The organism is Nocardioides ganghwensis, from assembly GCF_014779655.1.
Taxonomy (GTDB): domain Bacteria; phylum Actinomycetota; class Actinomycetes; order Propionibacteriales; family Nocardioidaceae; genus Nocardioides; species Nocardioides ganghwensis.
Map to the genome: position 1 here is coordinate 209447 of NZ_JACXYX010000006.1, position 18746 is coordinate 228192.

15 protein-coding genes are annotated in these 18746 nt (G+C 73.2%); 10 read left to right on the forward strand and 5 right to left on the reverse strand.

Features of this window, described 5'->3' with window-relative positions; translation table 11 throughout:
• The first annotated feature begins 60 nt into the window (after positions 1–60).
• From IEZ24_RS09480 to IEZ24_RS09500, 5 genes are all read left to right on the forward strand, one after another.
• Complete coding sequence (locus IEZ24_RS09480; RefSeq protein ID WP_129456415.1) at positions 61–612, forward strand: hypothetical protein; 552 nt, start codon at positions 61–63, stop codon at positions 610–612.
• A gap of 83 nt (positions 613–695) precedes the next feature.
• Positions 696–2801 carry a hydantoinase/oxoprolinase family protein gene (locus IEZ24_RS09485; RefSeq protein WP_129456416.1) on the forward strand — a complete coding sequence of 702 codons (2106 nt, stop codon included), beginning with the start codon at positions 696–698 and terminating at the stop codon, positions 2799–2801.
• Complete coding sequence (locus IEZ24_RS09490) at positions 2798–4783, forward strand: hydantoinase B/oxoprolinase family protein (RefSeq protein ID WP_129456417.1); 1986 nt, start codon at positions 2798–2800, stop codon at positions 4781–4783. The genes IEZ24_RS09485 and IEZ24_RS09490 overlap by 4 nt, the downstream gene beginning before the upstream one ends.
• Positions 4784–4794: 11 nt before the next feature.
• Positions 4795–5469, forward strand: a complete 675-nt coding sequence (locus IEZ24_RS09495) for an SDR family oxidoreductase (RefSeq protein ID WP_207206901.1) — start codon at positions 4795–4797, stop codon at positions 5467–5469.
• 181 nt (positions 5470–5650) lie between these two features.
• A complete protein-coding gene (locus tag IEZ24_RS09500) occupies positions 5651–6343 on the forward strand; it encodes an HNH endonuclease family protein (RefSeq protein WP_224745074.1) in 693 nt (230 codons plus the stop codon).
• Between the two features lie 25 nt (positions 6344–6368).
• Here the strand turns inward: IEZ24_RS09500 and IEZ24_RS09505 are convergent, their stop codons facing one another.
• Positions 6369–6875: an AAA family ATPase gene (locus tag IEZ24_RS09505; protein ID WP_129456418.1), complete on the reverse strand. Its 507-nt coding sequence runs from the start codon at positions 6873–6875 to the stop codon at positions 6369–6371.
• A 91-nt stretch (positions 6876–6966) separates the two neighbouring features.
• On the opposite strand from IEZ24_RS09505, the gene IEZ24_RS09510 reads away from it, so the two are divergent.
• From IEZ24_RS09510 to IEZ24_RS09525, 4 genes are all read left to right on the forward strand, one after another.
• Positions 6967–7902, forward strand: a complete 936-nt coding sequence (locus IEZ24_RS09510) for a carbamate kinase (RefSeq protein ID WP_129456419.1) — start codon at positions 6967–6969, stop codon at positions 7900–7902.
• A gap of 22 nt (positions 7903–7924) precedes the next feature.
• Positions 7925–9031 carry a barbiturase gene (gene bar / locus IEZ24_RS09515; protein WP_129456420.1) on the forward strand — a complete coding sequence of 369 codons (1107 nt, stop codon included), beginning with the start codon at positions 7925–7927 and terminating at the stop codon, positions 9029–9031.
• 69 nt (positions 9032–9100) lie between these two features.
• Positions 9101–12334, forward strand: coding sequence for an ATP-dependent helicase (locus tag IEZ24_RS09520; protein ID WP_242498573.1), 3234 nt, complete (start codon positions 9101–9103; stop codon positions 12332–12334).
• The gene (locus tag IEZ24_RS09525) at positions 12331–15597 is read left to right on the forward strand and encodes a UvrD-helicase domain-containing protein (protein ID WP_242498574.1); all 3267 of its coding nucleotides are present in this window, start codon (positions 12331–12333) and stop codon (positions 15595–15597) included. The genes IEZ24_RS09520 and IEZ24_RS09525 overlap by 4 nt, the downstream gene beginning before the upstream one ends.
• A 173-nt stretch (positions 15598–15770) precedes the next feature.
• Here IEZ24_RS09525 and deoD read toward each other — a convergent pair whose 3' ends face one another.
• Positions 15771–16481: a purine-nucleoside phosphorylase gene (deoD, locus tag IEZ24_RS09530; RefSeq protein WP_129456421.1), complete on the reverse strand. Its 711-nt coding sequence runs from the start codon at positions 16479–16481 to the stop codon at positions 15771–15773.
• A 33-nt stretch (positions 16482–16514) separates the two neighbouring features.
• Here deoD and nudC point away from each other — a divergent pair, with 33 nt between their 5' ends.
• Positions 16515–17438, forward strand: coding sequence for an NAD(+) diphosphatase (gene nudC, locus IEZ24_RS09535; protein ID WP_242498575.1), 924 nt, complete (start codon positions 16515–16517; stop codon positions 17436–17438).
• A 15-nt stretch (positions 17439–17453) separates the two neighbouring features.
• Here nudC and IEZ24_RS09540 read toward each other — a convergent pair whose 3' ends face one another.
• From IEZ24_RS09540 to IEZ24_RS09550, 3 genes are read right to left on the reverse strand one after another with little or no spacing between them, the layout of a single operon-like run.
• Positions 17454–17933, reverse strand: coding sequence for an NUDIX hydrolase (locus IEZ24_RS09540; protein WP_129456422.1), 480 nt, complete (start codon positions 17931–17933; stop codon positions 17454–17456).
• 16 nt (positions 17934–17949) lie between these two features.
• The gene (locus tag IEZ24_RS09545) at positions 17950–18417 is read right to left on the reverse strand and encodes a hypothetical protein (RefSeq protein WP_129456423.1); all 468 of its coding nucleotides are present in this window, start codon (positions 18415–18417) and stop codon (positions 17950–17952) included.
• Positions 18418–18449: 32 nt separating this feature from the next.
• Positions 18450–18692 (reverse strand): mycoredoxin, encoded by a 243-nt coding sequence (locus tag IEZ24_RS09550; protein WP_129456424.1) that lies wholly within the window; start codon positions 18690–18692, stop codon positions 18450–18452.
• Between the last annotated feature and the right edge of the window lie 54 nt (positions 18693–18746).

Below are 18746 nucleotides of genomic sequence, written 5' to 3' on the forward strand. Positions count from 1 at the left end.
CGCCCTTGTCCGGGCGTGTCCGTGGGGCGAGAGGGCGACGAGACCTGCCAGCATGCGCGGATGACCGAGATCTCGGAGCGGGGCGTGGACCACGCGACCGCGGTGCCCGCCAGTGCGTGGGCGTTCGCCTGGTCGTTCGTCGCCGGTCAGGTCCTGGAGCTGGCCCGACGTGGCGCGCAGTCCCCGGACGACTGGCCGTTGTCGATGCTCTTCGGCGTCGCCCTGGTGACCTTCTTCTCCCACGGCGTGCTGCGGGCCCGGTGGGTGCGGTTCTGGCTGGTCGTCGTGCTCGTCGCCGTCGCGCTCGTCGCAGAGCTCGTCGCTTTCGTCGACGCCCCGACAGGCTGGACGGCGGCTGCCCTGGCATTGTCGGTCCTCCAGGCGGTCCTGCTGCACCGCTACACGTGCAGCACGTGGTTCGAGCTGCAGCGAGCGCGCGTGCCCGGGGCGGTGTCCCTCATCCCGATCCTCCTCGTCGCCGCGCTGGTCGGGGCCCTCGGCGGCATCCTGGGCGCGGAGCAGAGCCTGACGCCGACCCAGGAGATGTACGAGGACCCGTTCTCCGACCCGTTCACCGATCCGGCCGGCGACCCCTTCGTCGGACTCGAGTGATGCATGTCTTGCCGATGAATCGCTGATTGGTCGGCAATCTCTGCCGTGGTCGCCGGCGCGGCCGCTTCGGTTGAATCTCCCCCATGAGCAATCGGCGGATCAGGATCGGGATCGACACCGGCGGCACCTTCACCGACGTCGTGGCCTTCGACGAGGACTCGGGCGAGCTGGTCACCACCAAGACGCCCAGCACGCCGGGCAACCCGGCCGACGGCTTCATTGCCGGCATCGAGAAGATCCTCGGCATCGTCGGCGCCGAGGGCAGCGACATCACCGCCGTCTCGCACGGCACGACGGTGGCGACCAACAAGCTCCTCGAGGGCAAGGTCGAGGCGCTCGGGTTCATCACGACCGAGGGCTACGAGTTCATGCTCGAGATCGCCCGACAGTCGGTGCCCGACGGCTACGGCAACTCCTACTTCTGGGTCAAGCCGGACCGCATCGTCCCGGCCGACCGGGTCCGTACGGTCGGGGGCCGCCTCGACTTCACCGGCGCCGAGATCCGGCCCTTCGACGAGGAGCAGGCCGTCGCCGCGGCCCGCTGGTTCCGGGACCAGGGCATCACCACCATCGGCGTCTGCCTGCTCCACGCCTACGCCAACGACGAGCACGAGCTGCGGTTGCGCGACGTCCTGCGCCGCGAGCACCCCGACGCCGTCGTCTCCATCTCGAGCGAGGTGCTGCGCGAGTACCGCGAGTACGAGCGCTCGATGACCACGCTGGTCGACGCGGCCGTGAAGCCCAACGTCAGCCGCTACGTCACCAACATCTCCGAGCGGCTGCTCGGGTTCACCGGCAACAGCATCCCGTTCTACGTGATGAAGTCCAACGGCGGCGTGCTGTCGGCCGACGAGGTCGTGCACCAGCCGATCACCACGGTGCTGTCCGGCCCGGCCGCCGGCGCCCTCGGTGCGGCCCTGATCGCCAAGGTCGCCGGCTTCCCCAGGATCCTCACCTGCGACGGCGGCGGCACCTCCACCGACGTCTCCGTCGTCCTCGACGGCGAGCCCACCCTCACCACCGAGGGCACGGTCGGGGCCTACCCCAGCAAGATCCCGATGATCGACGTCGTCACCGTCGGCGCGGGCGGCGGCTCGATCGCCTGGCTCTCGCCCGAGGGCACCCTCAAGGTCGGCCCGCACTCGGCCGGTGCCGACCCCGGCCCGCTCTGCTACGCCAAGGGCGGCACCCAGCCGACGATCACCGACGCCCACGTCACCCTCGGGCGGATCCCTCCCCACCTGCTCGGCGGCGAGATCCCGCTCGACGTGGAGGCGGCCCGGGCCGGCATCGCCGACCTCGCCGAGCAGCTCGGCGTCGACTTCGAGCGCTGCGCCACCGGCATCCTCGAGATCTCCGCGTGGAACCAGGCCAACGCGCTGCGCCAGGTCAGCGTCAAGCGCGGCCTCGACGTGCGCGACTTCATGCTGACGACCTTCGGCGGCTCGGGCTCGCTGCTCGCCTGCCGGCTCGTCGACATCCTCGACCTCGCCGGCGTCGTCGTGCCGCCCAACCCCGGCAACGTCAGCGCCTTCGGCCTGCTGACCGTCGACGTGAAGAACGACTACGTCCAGACCCACGTCGCCAAGGAGTCCGCCCTCGACCACGCGGCCGTGCAGGGCATCCTCGACCACCTCACCGACCGCGCCCGGGAGGCGCTCGGCAAGGAGGGCTTCACCGAGGACCAGCACCAGTTCCACCGCACCATCGACGTGCGCTACGTCGGCCAGGCCTACGAGGTGCGCGTGGCCGCTCCCGAGGGCGTCGTCGACGAGGCGTACGTCGCGCAGGTCGCCGACACCTTCCACGCCGAGCACCGCCAGCTCTACGGCTACGACTTCCGCGGCGACCGCGACCAGCAGGTCGAGTGGGTCAACCTCCGCGTCACCGGCATCGGTCCGATCACGCGCCCGGAGATCCCGACGCTCGACAAGGCCCACGGCACGGTCGAGGACCGTGCGGTGCGCGGGCGACGCCCGGTGTGCTTCGACGCCGACCAGGGCTACGTCGACACCCCGGTCATCTGGCGCGGCGACCTCGGCGCCGGCGACTCGTTCAGCGGCCCCGCCATCGTCGAGGAGTTCGGCTCCACCATCCCCGTCCACCCCGGCTTCGAGGTCGTGGTCGACGACTGGGCCAACCTCGTGATCCGCAAGACCGGCTCGACCAACCAGGAGACAGCGCGATGAGCACTGCAGTGGACCCGGCGTACGTCACCGCGAAGCCGGTCAACCCGGCCGGCCTGCCCACGGCGTACGAGCACGGCGGGCGCCTCACGCCCGAGGGCTCGAGCGTCGACCCGATCCTCGTCGAGATCGTCCAGGGCACCCTGGCCAGCGTCGAGATGGAGGTGGAGACCGCCATCGGCCGTACGAGCCGCTCGCCGATGATCCGCGACGCCCACGACTTCCGCGCCGGCATCCACGACCGCCAGCTGCGCAAGCTCACCGGCCGCTCCTACAGCGCGCTCGTGCACCCGATCGTGCGCGACTTCCCGCTGGAGGAGATGCGCGAGGGAGACGTCTTCTTCCACAACGACGTCTACGAGTCCGAGGGCGGCATCGGCCACCTGCCCGACCTGTGCGTCACCGTGCCGGTCTTCCACGAGGGCGAGGTCGTGGCGTTCGTGCAGGCCTTCGGCCACCACGACGACATCGGCGGCGCGTGCCCCGGCTCGATGCCCAGCGGTGCGACCAGCGTCTACGAGGAGGGCCTCGCGGTCCCGCCGATCAAGCTGTGGGACGCGGGCGTGCCCAACAAGGCGGCGCTGCGGATCATGACCCGCAACTCGCGGATGCCCGACAGCCTCGCCGCCGACCTCGACGCCGAGTGCTCGGCCTGCCTGATGGGCGCGCGCCGGCTCAGCGAGCTGTTCGAGCGCTACGGCCGCGAGGCGATCGAGACGTCGTTCGACGCGATCCTCGACGCGACGACCGAGACCTACCGCCGCGAGATCCTGTCCAAGATCCCCGACGGCACCTACGTCTGGGAGGACTACGCCGAGCACGACGGCGTCGACGAGCCGCAGCTGCACACCCAGCGGATCACCCTCACCAAGGTCAGCGACGCGCCCGCCGATCCGGAGAACGGCCGGCCCGCCGGGCCGCGGCTGATCATCGACTTCACCGGCACCAGCGCGCAGGCGAAGGGACCGATCAACCACTGCGGCGACTACGTCGGCGGCAACTTCCTCAAGAAGTGGCTCGCGCCGATCCTGCGCAACCTCGCCGACACCCCGGAGCGGATGGCCGAGCTCGACGTCAACGAGGGCATCGTGCCGCTGATCGAGATGCGGTTCCCCGAGAAGGGCACGCTGCTCACCCCGATCCACCCCGGGCCGACCAACGCCCGCACGTTCGTCATCCTGCGGCTGCTCGGCGTGCTCGCCGGCGTCGTGGCCAAGGCCGTCGACGGCAAGATGCCGGCCGACCAGGAGACCATCCGCTACACGGGCGTCTACGGCAAGGACCTCGAGGGCAACGACTACCTCATGCGCGAGGTGCTCGGCGGCGGCTCGGGCGGTCGCTACTACGCGGACGGCGAGGACACCATCCACGTGGTGCCCGACTCCCGCAACCTGCCGACCGAGTTCACCGAGTCGCGCTTCCCGTTCATCGTCGAGCGCCTCGGCCTGGCGGTGGACTCCGGCGGCGCGGGGCAGTTCCGCGGCGGCCTGGGCTACGAGAAGCAGATCCGGATGCTCAAGGACGCCCACTTCATGTCCATCGCCGACCGCTCGATCCTGGCCTGCTGGGGCGTACGCGGTGGCAAGGCGGGTGCCCCCTTCCAGGTCGTCATCGACCCGGGCGGCCCCGACGAGCGCGAGGTCGACGCCCTCGCCGACGCCGAGGTGATCCGGGCCGGCCAGGTCGTGCGCATCCGTACGACGGGTGGCGGCGGCTGGGGTGACCCGCTGGCCCGCGACCCCGAGCTCGTCGTGCGCGACGTCGTCTGGGGCAAGGTCTCGGCCGAGGCCGCGCTCCGCGACTACGGCGTGGTGCTGACCGGGTCGCGTGACGGCGGCGACCTCGGCTTCGACGCCGCGGCCACCGAGTCGGAGCGCGCGGGGCGGGCGGCGTGGAGCCGCGAGGACGACGCGTTCTTCGACCGCGGCCCCGGCTACGCAGCCCTCGCCGACGGTGCCGCGTTCGCCGAGGTGGACCGGATCTGAGCCCCATATCGGTGCGGCGCGTCGCAGTCCTCGGCGGTCACGGCAAGACCGGCCGCGCGGTCTACGGCGCCCTCGCCGACCGGGGCGTCGACGCCCGGCCGATCGGGCGGACCGACTGGCCGGACCTCGCCGGGGCCGTGGCCGGCTGCGACGCGGCGTACGTCATCGCGCCCAACCTGCACCCCGACGAGCCGGCGTACGTCGCCTCCACGCTGGCGGCGCTCGCCGCCGCCGGCGTCGGGCGCGTGGTCTACCACTCGGTCGCCTCGCCCTACGCGCCCGCCATGCCGCACCACGTCGGCAAGGCCGTCAGCGAGGACCTGGTCCGCCGCAGCGGCCTGGCGTGGACGATCCTCCAGCCCGGCGCGTACCTCCAGAACCTCGACCTCACCGGTCCGCCCGACCTGCCCTACTCGCCCGACGCGCGCTTCGGCTTCCTCGACCTCGCCGACCTCGGCCGGGCCGCCGCGGTCGTGCTGACCGAGGACGGGCACGAGGGAGCGACGTACGAGCTCGCCACCCGCGTCGCGACGGTGCGTGAGCTGGCCGACGAGGCGGGTGTGCCGGTGCGGCGGGTGCCGGACCCGGGGACGCATGCCTGGCTGTCTGCGATGTTCGCCTACTACGACGACCACGGGCTGCCGGTGGGCACGCGGGTGCTCGACGCGCTGCTGGGGCGGGGCTGAGCCCCTCGGCTGCAACCACCGGCTACCCGGTGATTGCCTGGGTTGCCGGCCGTTGCAACGGGGTGGAACCCGAAGGAAAGGACTGGAACCTCCCGGTGCGTCGTCGCACCGACGGGTCGCCGCGACAGTAGGAAGTGCGCAGACGCAGGCATCGGGCCTGCCTCACGCAGGAGACCCCCCCATGTCTCGTTCTCGGATGCACCCCACCTCGCCCACCCTCACCCGGCGGTGGTCAACCGCCCTGCTCGCCACGATCGTCGGCACACTCGTGCTGCTCGTCCCGGCACCCGCACAGGCGGCGACCTTCAGCGGCACGCTCGCCCAGGCGGTCGCGGCCGTCCCGACCGCAGCGGAGGCCAACGCCGGCTACGACCGCACCCTCTTCCGCCACTGGGTCGACGCCAACGGCGACTGCCAGAACGCGCGCGCCGAGGTCCTGATCAGCGAGGCGGAGTCCGACACCCCGATCACCTACACGACCTCGGGCAAGTGCACGGTGTCGACCGGCCGGTGGTTCTCCTACTACGACCGCGTGTCGTGGACCCTGGCGTCCGACGTCGACATCGACCACATGGTCCCGCTCGCCGAGGCCTGGGGCTCCGGCGCGAGCGGCTGGACCGCCGCCCGGCGCGAGGCGTACGCCAACGACCTGGGGGACTACCGCACCCTCGTCGGCGTCACCGACAACGTCAACCAGTCCAAGAGCGACCAGGACCCGGCCACGTGGCTGCCGACCTACGACAAGTGCCGCTACGTCGCGGAGTGGGTCGCGGTGAAGATCCGCTGGGGCCTCTCGGCCGACTCGGCGGAGAAGAGCGTGCTCAACAGCTACGCGTCGAGCTGCTCGACGACCGTCACGGTCACCACCGCGTAGACCTCCGCACGTGCGGCGGCTGCGCCTACGGCCCGGCCAGCCCCGCCCGTACGGCCCGTCGCTCGATCTCGTCGACGACCTCACCGAGCGGGCGGGTCGCGTCGATCGGCGTGCCCGCCGGTACGTCCTCCCCGGTGCGGTGCACGCGGAGCACCAGCTCGCGCTCGTCCGGGCGCGCGCCCCACTCGTCGGCCGGCCGGTGGTCGAGGCGGTCCAGCAGGGTCTGGCGGTCCACGTCGAGCACGAACACCTCGTCGAAGAGGTCCACGAACCGGGGATGGTTCCGGGACCCGCCGCAGAAGAACGTGACGGGTGCCGACCGGTCGGCGACGAGCTCGCGGACGCGGCCGACGTCCCACACATGGTGCTCGTGCCGCACCCCGGGCAGCGGTGCGCCGGTCACCGGATCGCCCTGGTACGCCAGCTCGCGGTCCCCGTGCACGACTTGGTGTCCGCGGCGCTCGAGCTCGGTGGCCACGGAGGTCTTGCCGGTGCAGGAGACCCCCTCGACGAGGTAGTTGCGCACGCCCACCGGGCCAGTATCAACTATTGCCAGCGATAGCCGACGTCGTTGGCCGAATCTGCCGTGGGGAGCGTGTGAGCGCCGACACTAGGTTTGCGCCATGAGGGTCCTGCTCGCACTCGGCGGCAACGCCATGACGAACGCCGACGGTCGCGCGCGCCCCGAGGACCAGATCGAGGCGGCCGGCGTGGCGATGGCCGCGGTCGCGGGCCTGCTCGAGCACGACCACGACGTCGTCATCACCCACGGCAACGGTCCCCAGGTGGGCAACCTGCTCGTCAAGAACGAGCTCGCCGCAGCCGTCGTGCCCCCGGTCCCGCTCGACTGGTGCGGAGCGCAGACCCAGGCCACGCTCGGCTTCGTCCTGCTGGACGCCCTCGACCGGGAGCTGGCGTCGCGGTCGGTCGACCGGCGCTGCGCCGCCCTGGTGACCCGGACGCTCGTCGACGCCGACGACGAGGGCTTCACCACCCCCACCAAGCCGATCGGGCGCCACCTCCCCGAGGCGGAGGCCCGGGTGCTCATGGACCACGGCGAGACCTGGGAGGACCGCGGCGAGAAGGGCTGGCGCCGGGTCGTCGCGTCGCCCGAGCCCCGCGAGATCCTCGACGCCCCGGCGGTGCTCGCCCTGATCGAGGCCGGCTTCGTCGTCGTCGCCAACGGTGGCGGCGGCATCCCGCACGTACGCCGCCCCGACGGCTCCCTCGCCGGGGTGGAGGCCGTCATCGACAAGGACCTCGGCGCGGCCCTGCTCGCGCAGACCACCGAGGCCGACGTCCTGGTCATCGCCACCGACGTCCCGAACGCCGTGATCCGCTGGGGCGAGCCCGACGCCGAGCCGCTCGGCACCGTCACCGTCGACCAGCTCCGCGCGTACGCCGCCGAGGGCCACTTCGCCTCCGGCTCGATGGGCCCCAAGGTCGACGCGGTGTGCCGCTTCGTCGAGGCCACCGGCAAGCGCGGCGTCATCACCAGCCTCGACCAGATCACCGCCGCCGTCGCCGGGGACGCGGGCACCGTCGTCGTACCCACCTGACACCCCACCGAAAGGAACCCAGATGCCCAGCGCCATTGAGGTCCGCAAGGTCCCCATCCACTCCGTGGCCGACGCCTCGGAGCTCACGAAGCTCATCGACGAGGGCGTCATCGCCGCCGACCGGGTCTTCGCGATCATCGGCAAGACCGAGGGCAACGGCGGTGTCAACGACTACACCCGCATCATCGCCGACCGCGCCTTCCGCGAGGCGCTGGTCGCCAAGGGCGCCGACCCCGAGCAGGTCAAGGGCGTGCCGATCGTCTGGTCGGGCGGCACCGACGGCGTGATCAGCCCGCACGCCACGATCTTCGCGACCACCGACGTCCCCGAGGACGACCCGTCGCGCGAGGAGATGCGGCTCACCGCCGGCTTCGCCATGAGCGAGGCGATCCTGCCCGAGGAGATCGGCTACACCGCGATGATCGAGAAGGTCGCCGCGGGCGTCAAGGTCGCCATGGAGCGCGCCGGCATCACCGACCCCGCCGACGTGCACTACGTGCAGACCAAGACCCCGCTGCTGACCATCCACACCATCCGCGACGCCAAGTCGCGCGGCAAGAAGGTCTGGACCGAGCACACCCACGAGTCGATGGACCTCTCCAACGGCGTCACGGGCCTCGGCATCGCCGTCGCGCTCGGCGAGATCGACATGCCGACCGATGCCGACGTCATGCACAACCGCGACCTGTTCTCCTCGGTCGCCTCGTGCTCGTCCGGCGTCGAGCTCGACCAGGCCCAGATCGTCGTGGTCGGTAACGCCAAGGGCGTCGGCGGCCGCTACCGCATCGGCCACTCGGTGATGAAGGACGCCCTCGACGCCGACGGCATCTGGGAGGCCATCCGCTCCGCCGGTCTCGACCTGCCCGAGCGCCCGCGCACCAGCGACCTCGACGGCAAGCTGGTCAACGTCTTCCTCAAGTGCGAGGCCAGCCAGGACGGCATGGTCCGGGGCCGGCGCAACGCGATGCTCGACGACTCCGACGTGCACTGGCACCGCCAGATCAAGGCCTGCGTCGGCGGTGTCACCGCGGCCGTCACCGGCGACCCCGCGGTCTTCGTGTCGGTCTCCGCGGCCCACCAGGGCCCCGAGGGCGGCGGCCCGGTCGCGGCGATCGTCGACCTCGGCTGACGACACGCCCGTACGCTCCCGCGCGGGGCCGGCAGGCGACTGTCGGTCCCGCGTGATGGGGTTGGCCCCGTGAGCACGCCGACCACCCGCTACCGCCTGGTGCAGCCCGACCGAGAGGTCGTGGTGCCCGAGCTCGACGAGCACCAGCAGCGCGTCGTCGACCACGAGGGCGGGCCGCTGCTCGTGCTCGCCGGTCCCGGGACCGGCAAGACCACGACCCTCGTCGAGGCGATCGTCGACCGCATCGAGCGCCGCGGTGCCTCGCCCGACGCGGTGCTGGCGCTCACCTTCTCCCGCAAGGCCGCCGAGCAGCTGCGCGACCGGGTCACGGCCCGGGTCGCCCGCACCACGTCGGCGGCGTCGTGCTCGACCTTCCACTCCTTCGCCTACGCACTGGTGAGGAAGTACGCCCCCGCTGAGCTCTACGAGGGGGCGATCCGGCTCCTGTCGGCGCCCGAGGCCGACGTCGTCCTGCGCGAGCTGCTCCGCGACAACCCCGAGTCGGTGGTGTGGCCCGAGCAGCTGCGCCGCGCTGCCGGCACCCGCGGCTTCGTCCGCGAGGTGCAGGCCGTGCTCGCGCGGGCCCGGGAGAAGGGCCTCGACCCGGCCGGGCTGCGCGCGCTCGGCATCGAGCACGACCTGCCCGAGCTCGTCGCCGCCGGCCTCTTCCTCGAGCAGTACCTCACCGTCCTCGACAACCTCGGTGCCACCGACTACTCCGACCTGATCCGTCGCGCCGTCATCGAGGCGGAGACCCACCGCGACGAGCTGCGGGCCCGCTGGAGCCACGTCTTCGTGGACGAGTACCAGGACACCGACCCCGGCCAGGTGGCCCTGCTCCGGGCGCTCGCGGGCGACGGGCGCAACCTGACGGTCGTGGGCGACCCCCACCAGTCGATCTACGGCTTCCGCGGTGCCGACGTGCGCGGCATCCTCGACTTCCCGGCGAGCTTCCCCACGACCGCGGGCTCGTCCGCTCCGGTGGTCGTCCTCCAGCGCACCCGTCGCTTCGGCCCGCGGATCCTGCTGGCCGCCGGCCGGGTGGCGAGCCGCCTCTCGCTCACCGGCAGCATCGCCCCCGACGCCCGTGAGGCGTTCCTCGCACCCGAGGCGGTCCCCGGCCCCCAGGGCGCGGGTCGCGTCGAGGTCGTCACCTACGACACCGAGCGCGCCGAGGCCGAGCGGCTGGCCGACCTGCTGCGCCGCGCCCACCTCGAGGACGGCATCGCCTGGGACCGGATGGCCGTCCTGGTGCGCTCCGGGCGCGCCAGCATCCCGCCGCTGCGCCGCGCGCTGGCCGCCGCGGGCGTCCCGGTCGAGGTGGCCTCGGACGACCTCCCGCTGGTCCGCGACCCCGCCGTCGTGCCGCTCCTCGACGGCCTCCGCGCGGTGGTCAACCTCGACAACGACGACCCCGACTCGCCCGACTTCCTCGACCCCGGCCGCGTCGAGTCGCTGCTGCTGTCGCCGCTCGGCGGGCTCGACGCGTCCGACCTGCGCGCCCTCGTACGCCGCCTCCGCGCGCGCGAGAAGGACGCCGCGGACGCGTCCGACCGGCGCACCTCGCGCGAGCTGCTCCGCCTCGCCGTCGTCGAGCCGGGCTTCCTCGAGGGTCTCGACGGGCCCGACGTGGAGCGCGCCGCGGCACTCGCCACCCTGCTGGGCGAGGGTGCGCGGATGCTGGCCGAGCGGGCCGGTGTCGAGGACGTGCTCTGGCACCTGTGGTCCGGCACGTCGTGGCCCCAGCGGCTGCGACGCCAGGTCGACGGCGGGGGAGCGGGCGCGCGGCGCGCCCACCGCGACCTCGACGCGATCGTCGCGCTCTTCGACCTCGCGTCGCGCGCGGTCGACCAGCGCGACCACGTCGGCGTCGCCGCCTTCTTCGCCAGCGTCGTCGCCCAGCAGCTGCCCGCCGACACCCTCGCCGAGCAGGGGGTGCGGGGCGCTGCGGTACGCCTCCTCACCGCGCACCGCTCCAAGGGGCTCGAGTGGGACCTGGTGGTCGTCGCCCACGTGCAGCAGGAGGGCTGGCCCGACCTGCGCCGCCGGACCACCCTGCTCGGCGCCGACCGCATCGGGGTGGACGCCTCCGGGCACCCCGACCTCGTCCCACCCGTGACCACCCGGGCGCTGCTGATGGAGGAGCGTCGGCTCTTCTACGTCGCCTGCACCCGCGCCCGACGGCGCCTGGTCGTGAGCGCGGTCCGCTCGCCCGACGACGACGGCGAGCAGCCCTCACGCTTCCTCGAGGAACTCGGCGTGACCATCGACCACCAGGACGGCCGGCCGCCGCGGCCGTTGTCGCTGGGCGGGCTGGTCGCCGAGATGCGCCGCACGGCGGCCGACCCCGCGGTGTCGCCGGCCATGCGCGAGGCGGCGGCCCGTCGGCTCGCGGCCCTCGCTGCCGAGGAGGTCGACGGCCGTCCGCTGGTCCCGGCGGCCGACCCCTCCAGCTGGTGGGGCACCCGCAGCACCACCCGGTCCGTGCAGCCGATCCGCGATCCCGACCGCCCCGTGCCGATCTCGGCCAGCATGCTCGAGTCGATCCTCGTGTGCCCCGCCCAGTGGTTCTTCGAGCGCGAGGCAGGCGGGGTCTCTGCGGTCCACCAGTCGGCCAACCTCGGCCAGGTCCTCCACGCCCTCGCCGAGCGGGTCGCGCTCGGCGAGCTGCCCGCCGAGGTCGAGCCCCTCATGGGCGAGGTCGAGGCCGTGTGGGACCGGCTCGCCTTCCGTACGCCGTGGTCGCGGCACCGTGAGCTCGCCCGGATCCGCAAGGCCGTGGCCCGCTTCGTGCGATGGCACCTCGACAACCCGCGGGAGTTCCTCGGCGCCGAGCAGCGCTTCCAGAGCGTCGTCGACGTCGACGGGCGACCGGTCCGGCTCACCGGGTTCGCCGACCGCCTCGAGATCGACGACGCCGGCCGCGTGGTCGTCGTCGACTTCAAGAGCGCCCGCACCGCTCCCACCGGACCGGCGGTCGCCGGCAACCTCCAGCTCGCCCTCTACCAGTACGCCGTCGACTCCGGCGCGCTCGACGACCCGGCCGACCGGTCGTACACGTCCGGAGGTGCCGAGCTGGTCCAGCTCGGCATCGACGACGACTCCGCGACCGCCAAGGTCCAGGCCCAGCCGCCCCACGCCGACGACGGGGCCGAGCGGCTCGCGCTCCGTGCCGGGCTGGCGCGGGCCGCCGACCTCGTCCGGGCCGAGACGTTCCCCGCCACGGTGGGGTCCCACTGCCGGGACTGCCCGTTCACGGCCATCTGCCCGGCCAAGGGTGCAGGGAGCGTGACCGTCCAGTGATCCCGCCAGTCCAGCCAGTCCAGTCTGCCCAGGACGCGCAGTCGGGCCAGCCGTTCCGACCGGTCCGGCTCGACACCCCCGAGGACCTGCGCGCCCTCATGGGTGCCACGCACGCCGCCAGCGACGAGCAGTGGGCCGCGATCACCTCCCCGCTGCGACCCACGGTGGTGGTGGCCGGCGCCGGCAGCGGCAAGACCACCCTGATGGCGCAGCGCGTCGTGTGGCTCGTCGCCACCGGCAAGGTGCGGCCCGAGGAGGTCCTGGGCCTGACCTTCACGACCAAGGCCGCGGCCGAGCTCCGCCAGCGCGTCACCGCGGCGCTGGGCGCGGCCGGGCTGCTCGACCGCTCGGTCGTCGCCGAGGGCGAGGACGTGCTCGAGCCCACCGTCGCCACCTACCACGCCTACGCCGCCAACCTCCTCACCGACCACGGCCTGCGGATCGGCCACGAGCCCGACACCCGCGTCGTCTCCGACGCCTCGCGCTACCAGCTCGGCGCCCGGGTCATCGAGCGGTTCACCGGCCAGATCGAGCTGCTCACCGACCACCCGGCGACCGCGATCCAGAACCTCCTCGCCCTCGAAGGCGCGATGAGCGAGCACCTCGTCGACGCCGACGACGTGCGGCGCGTGGACGAGGACGCCCGTCGTGGCTTCGAGCGGGCCCTCGCCGAGGAGCAGGCCGGCAAGGCCCGCAAGACCTACCTCGAGCCGCCGGCCAAGGCGATCAACGCGATCGACCGGCGCGCCGAGCTGCTGCAGCTCGTCACCGGCTACCGGCGCCTCAAGGCCGACCTGGGCCTGATGGACTTCGGCGACCAGATCGCGCTCGCGGCCCGGCTCGTGGAGGACCAGCCCGAGGTCGGCGAGCTCGAGCGGGCGCGCTTCAAGGTGGTCCTCCTGGACGAGTACCAGGACACCTCCGTCGCGCAGGCCACGATGCTCGCGCGACTCTTCTCCGGCCCGGACGCCGACCACGGGCTCGGCCACCCGGTGATGGCCGTCGGCGACCCCAACCAGGCGATCTACGGCTGGCGCGGGGCGTCGGTGTCCAACATCCTCAACTTCGCCGACACCTTCCCGGCCGCCGAGGGCGAGCCGGGGCGGCTGCCGCTCACGGTCAACCGTCGCTCCGACCGCCACATCCTCGACGTCGCCAACCGGCTCGCCGAGCCCCTGCTCGCCGCCTACGGCGACAAGGTGGCCCGCCTGCGCGCCGCCGACGGGGCGGCCGACGGGCACGTGGAGGCCCACGTGTTCGAGCGCTCGGCCGACGAGCTGGCGTGGCTGGCGACCGAGGTGCAGCGGGTCCACGAGGCCGGGACCGCGTGGTCCGAGATCGGGGTCCTGAGCCGCGACAACGCGCAGGCCGAGGAGGTCTACGACGCGCTCACCGCCGCCGGGGTCCCCGTCGAGATCGTCGGCCTGTCGGGACTGATCCGGCTGCCCGAGGTCGCCGAGGTGGTGGCGACCCTGACGCTGATGCACGACGTGACGGCCAACTCCTCCATGCTGACCCTGCTGACCGGTCCGCGGTGGGCGATCGGCCCGCGCGACCTGCGCCTGCTGGCCGAGCGCGCGGCGGAGATCGCGGGCGTGCGCGGCCGCAAGGAGACCGCGTCGATCGCCGAGCAGCTCCTCCAGATCGCCGACGGCATCGACGCCTCCGAGCTGCCGGCGCTCAGCGACGCAGTCGAGTCGCCGGGTGAGGCGGCCTACTCGCCCGAGGCGCTCGACCGGTTCGGCCTGCTCGCGGCCGAGCTGCGCCGCCTGCGCGCCCACGTGGGCGACCCGCTCCTCGACGTGGTGCGTCGCATCATCGACACCACCGGCGTCGACGTCGAGCTCGCCTCGGCGACCTCGCCGGCCGCGGCCGCACGCCGCGACAACCTCGACCTCTTCGTGAAGGCGGTCGCGGAGTTCCAGTCGGTCGACGGCGACGTCACCCTCCCCGCGCTGCTGGCCTACCTCACCGCCGAGGACGACCAGGGCAACGGCCTCGACGTGGCCACCCCCACCGCCGCCGACTCGGTCAAGCTGCTCACCGTCCACCGCGCCAAGGGCCTCGAGTGGTCATCGGTCTTCTGCGTGGGCGTGGGGGAGACCCGGTTCCCGAGCAACCGCTCCCGCACCCTGTGGACGTCCTCGCCGGCGGTGCTGCCCGCACCGCTGCGCGGCGACCGGGCCGACCAGCCGCAGCTCGCCGGTCACGACAAGGCGGCGCTCGACGCCTACCGCGCCGCGACCAAGGCCCACGACGCCGAGGAGGAGCTCCGGCTCGGCTACGTCGCCTTCACCCGGGCGGCGGACCACCTCAGCGTGACCTCCTACGTCTGGGGCCAGCGCTCCACGCCCTTCGGACCGTCTGCCTACCAGCAGGTGGTGCGCGACCAGCTCGACGACTGGGGCCGCCCGGTCGAGCGGTGGCTCGAGAAGCCGCCGCCCAGGTCGCCCAACCCCAACGACGACGTCGACACCTCGCGCCCGTGGCCGGTGCCCGGAACCGGCGAGGAGGCGCGCCGCCGTCTGGCGGCGGCCGACCTCGTACGCTCCGTCGACCCCACCGCTCCCGACGACGGGCTCGACGTGGTCGAGGCGGCCCGGGTGGCCGAGTGGGACGACGACCTGGCCCAGCTCCTCGCCGAGGCCCGCGCCGAGCGCGCCACCACCCTCGACCTCCCGCTGCCCAGCAGCCTGTCCGTCACGTCGCTGGCCCGGCTGCGCGACGACCCCGACGGGTTCGCCGCCGAGCTCGCCAGGCCCATGCCGAGGCCGCCCGCGCCGGCCGCCCGCTTCGGCACCGCGTTCCACGCCTGGGTCGAGCACCGGTTCGGCCAGCAGGCCCTGATCGAGCCCGACGAGCTCCCGGGGCGTGCCGACGCGGGCATCGACGACGAGGCCGACCTCGGCGAGGTGGTCAAGCGGTTCGAGGACGGCCCCTTCGGCGACCGTGCCCCCCACGCGGTCGAGGCCCCCTTCGCGCTGGTGCTCGCCGGCCAGGTCGTCCGCGGCCGCATCGACGCGGTCTACGCCGAGCCGGGCTCCGTGGGCGACGGCTTCCTCGTGGTCGACTGGAAGACCAGCCGCCACGAGACGGCCGACCCGCTCCAGCTCGCCCTCTACCGCCTCGCCTGGTCCGAGCTCACCGGCACGCCCCTCGAGCACGTACGCGCGGCGTTCCACTACGTCCGCACCGGCCGCACCGTCGAGCCGCCCGACCTCCCGGGCCGCGCCGAGCTCGAACGGCTGCTCGCCGAGGTCTGACCGCCCTCGTCCTGCCCCGCCGAGGGGTGCCCCAGCCACGTTCCGTACGCCGCGAGGGTGGCTCCCGCACCCCCGGCGGGCGCGTCGTACGGCGCCATGCGGGCGAGCGGTGAGTGAGACATCTTCCGAGCGCTCAGAATCAGCGTCACGCACCGCCCGCCAGCACGGGCAGGTCAGCCCAGCGCGGCAGCGAGCGCGATCTCGACCATCTCGCCGAAGGTCTGCTCGCGCTCCTGCGAGGTCGTCTCCTGGCCCGTGACGATGTGGTCGGACACCGTGCAGATCGCGAGCGCTCGCCGGCCGTGCTTCGCGGCGAGGGTGTAGAGCGCGCTCGCCTCCATCTCCACGGCGAGCACGCCGTACTTCACCATCTCGCCCAGCAGCTCGGGGCGGGAGGGGTAGAACGAGTCGCTCGAGAAGATCAGCCCGACGTGGAACGGCGAGCCGCCCTCCCGCGCCTCGGCAGCCTCGACTGCGCCGCGCAGGAGGCCGAAGTCGGCGACAGGCGCGTAGTCGATGCCGTGGAAGGTGATCCGGTTCATCGAGGAGTCCGTGCACGCGCCCGAGGCGATGATGACGTCGCGCACACCGACCGCCTCGGTGACCGCGCCGCACGAGCCGACCCGCACGACCGACTGCACGTCGTAGTCGGTGAAGAGCTCGTTGACGTAGATCGCCATCGACGGCTGGCCCATGCCGGAGCCCTGCACGGAGACGGGCTGTCCGTTCCAGGTGCCGGTGAAGCCGTACATCCCGCGGACCTCGCTGTAGCAGCGGGCGTCGGAGAGGAAGCTCTCCGCGATCCACTTCGCCCGGAGCGGGTCGCCGGGCAGCAGGACGGTGGGGGCGATGTCGCCGGACTGGGCGCCGATGTGCGTGCTCACGTGGGGCGACGCTACCGGCTAGCGTTGCGGGTCGTGAGCACCGAGCGCCCCCTCCCGCACGTCGCCCTCTCCGCCCACGCCCACAACCGGATGGGCCTGCGGCGCACCGACGACGCGTGGCTGGCCGCCTGCATGGCCGACCCGGCGACCCGGGTGCTGGTGGTGGCCGGCAACCGGCTGCGGCCGGTCGACGGCGCCGTCGAGTGGGTCGGCCCGGACCGCGCGCCCGACGGGACGCTCGTCCTGCTCGGCGAGGCGGACGACGTCGTGCACCTCGCCGTCATCGTGGCCCCCCGGGATACGGCGGGCGCCCCCGAGGAGTGGGTACCGCTGCGCTCGGTCCTGTCGGTGCTCGCGGAGCACGCCCCGCACCAGGCGCCGCTGCTGATGCACGCCATCGGGCTGGCGGAGTGGCACCACGCCACCCGCTTCTGCCCGCGCTGCGGCGGCACCCTCGTCAGCCGCGCCGCCGGCCACGAGCTGCGGTGCACCCAGTGCGACCGTGCCCAGTTCCCGCGCACGGACCCGGCGGTGATCATGGCGATCACCCACGGCGAGGGCGACGACGAGGCGATCCTGCTGGGTCGCAACACGGCGTGGCCGGTCGGCCGCTGGTCCACGCTCGCGGGGTTCTGCGAGCCGGGGGAGACCCTCGAGGACGCCGTGCGCCGCGAGGTCGACGAGGAGGTCGGCGTACGCGTCGGCGAGGTCCGCTACTTCGGCAGCCAGCCGTGGCCGCTCCCGTCGAGCCTGATGCTCGGCTTCACCGGCCGGGCCCTCACCACGGACATCGACGTCGACGGCGCCGAGATCGAGGAGGCCCGCTGGTGGACCCGCGCCGACCTCGCGGCAGCCGCCCGAGCCGGGGAGCTCGTCGTGCCGCGCGGCATCTCGATCTCGTCCTCGCTCATCGAGAGCTGGTACGGCCGCCCGCTCGACGGTCCCGGCTGGGACTGAGCGGGCCGGACCTGGTCAGGGAGCGGTCGGGTCGCTGATGTCGACCGGCGCCGCCGGGATGCCGTCGCGCAGAAGTGCTGCGAGCAGGTCGCCCAGCGTCGGCGGGAAGACGGTCTCCGTCGCGGAGCGCAGGACGTCGGTGCTCCACCACCGGAACCCCAGGACCGTACGCACCTCGTAGTCGCTCAGCTGCGCCGGCGCCGGGACGTAGTGCGCCACCCGGTGCAGGAGCCAGTCCTCGTGGACCTCGACGGTCCGGCCGTCGAAGCGGTAGGTGTGCTCACGCGTCCACACGTGGTCCCCGGGCGGCAGCACGGCGAGGCCCGTCTCCTCGTACGCCTCGCGCCGCGCCGCCTGGTCCAGCGACTCGCCGAGGTCGACGCCCCCGCCGACGGGGTACCAGCTGCGCAGGCCGGTGCGCGGGTCCGCCGCGTGGACCAGGAGCACGCGGTCGTGCTCGTCGAGCAGCAGGAGCTTGACGCTCGCCCGGGGCACGCGGGGCCGGACGCCGTCAGTCGCAGTTGTCGCAGATGCCCGTGGCGGGCACCGCGATGAAGCAGCGCGGGCACAGGGTGACCGGCTTGTCGCTGGCGGCGACGCGCGTCGGCCGCGGGGTCCCGGTGTTCCGGGTCGTCGTGCTGCGGGGCGACGTCGAGCGCGTACGCGGGGCGACGGCCCGCGTGCCGGGCACCCGCTCGCTCGGGGGCGAGTCGTCGCGGATGTCGAAGCCCAGGCGCGTCAGGGCCTTGCTCGCGCCCGCGGAGCCGCCGGGGATGTCGGCCGGCGTGAGCGTACGACCGGTCGCGAGGCCGTGCGCGATGCCGGCGATCGCCGCGGCGTCGTACTCCCTGCCGTGGGGGAGCAGGACGTGCGTGGAGACGCCGCCGCGCACCAGCATGTAGTTGGCCCCGCCTGCCGCGTCCCAGGTCTCGATGGCGGTGAGGACGTGGTCGCGGTCGATCGAGTTCAGCAGTGACACGACCTCAGGCTAACCCCGGAGCACGCTGTCGCTCACGCGAGGGCGGCAAGCTTGTCCTTCACCTGCGCCACCGACGGGTTGGTGAGCGTGCTCCCGTCGGCGAACAGCAGCGTCGGCACGGTCTGGTTGCCGCCGTTGGCCTGCTCGACGGTGAACGCCGCCTCCGGCTCCTGCTCGATGTCGACCATCGAGAACGCGATGCCCTCCCGGTCGAGCTGGCTCTTGAGGCGGTGGCAGTAGCCGCACCAGGGCGTGGTGAACATCGTGAAGGTCATGGGATGGAGTGTCCCCTCCGGCGTCTAGGGTGAAGAACAAGGGTCAGACAGCCC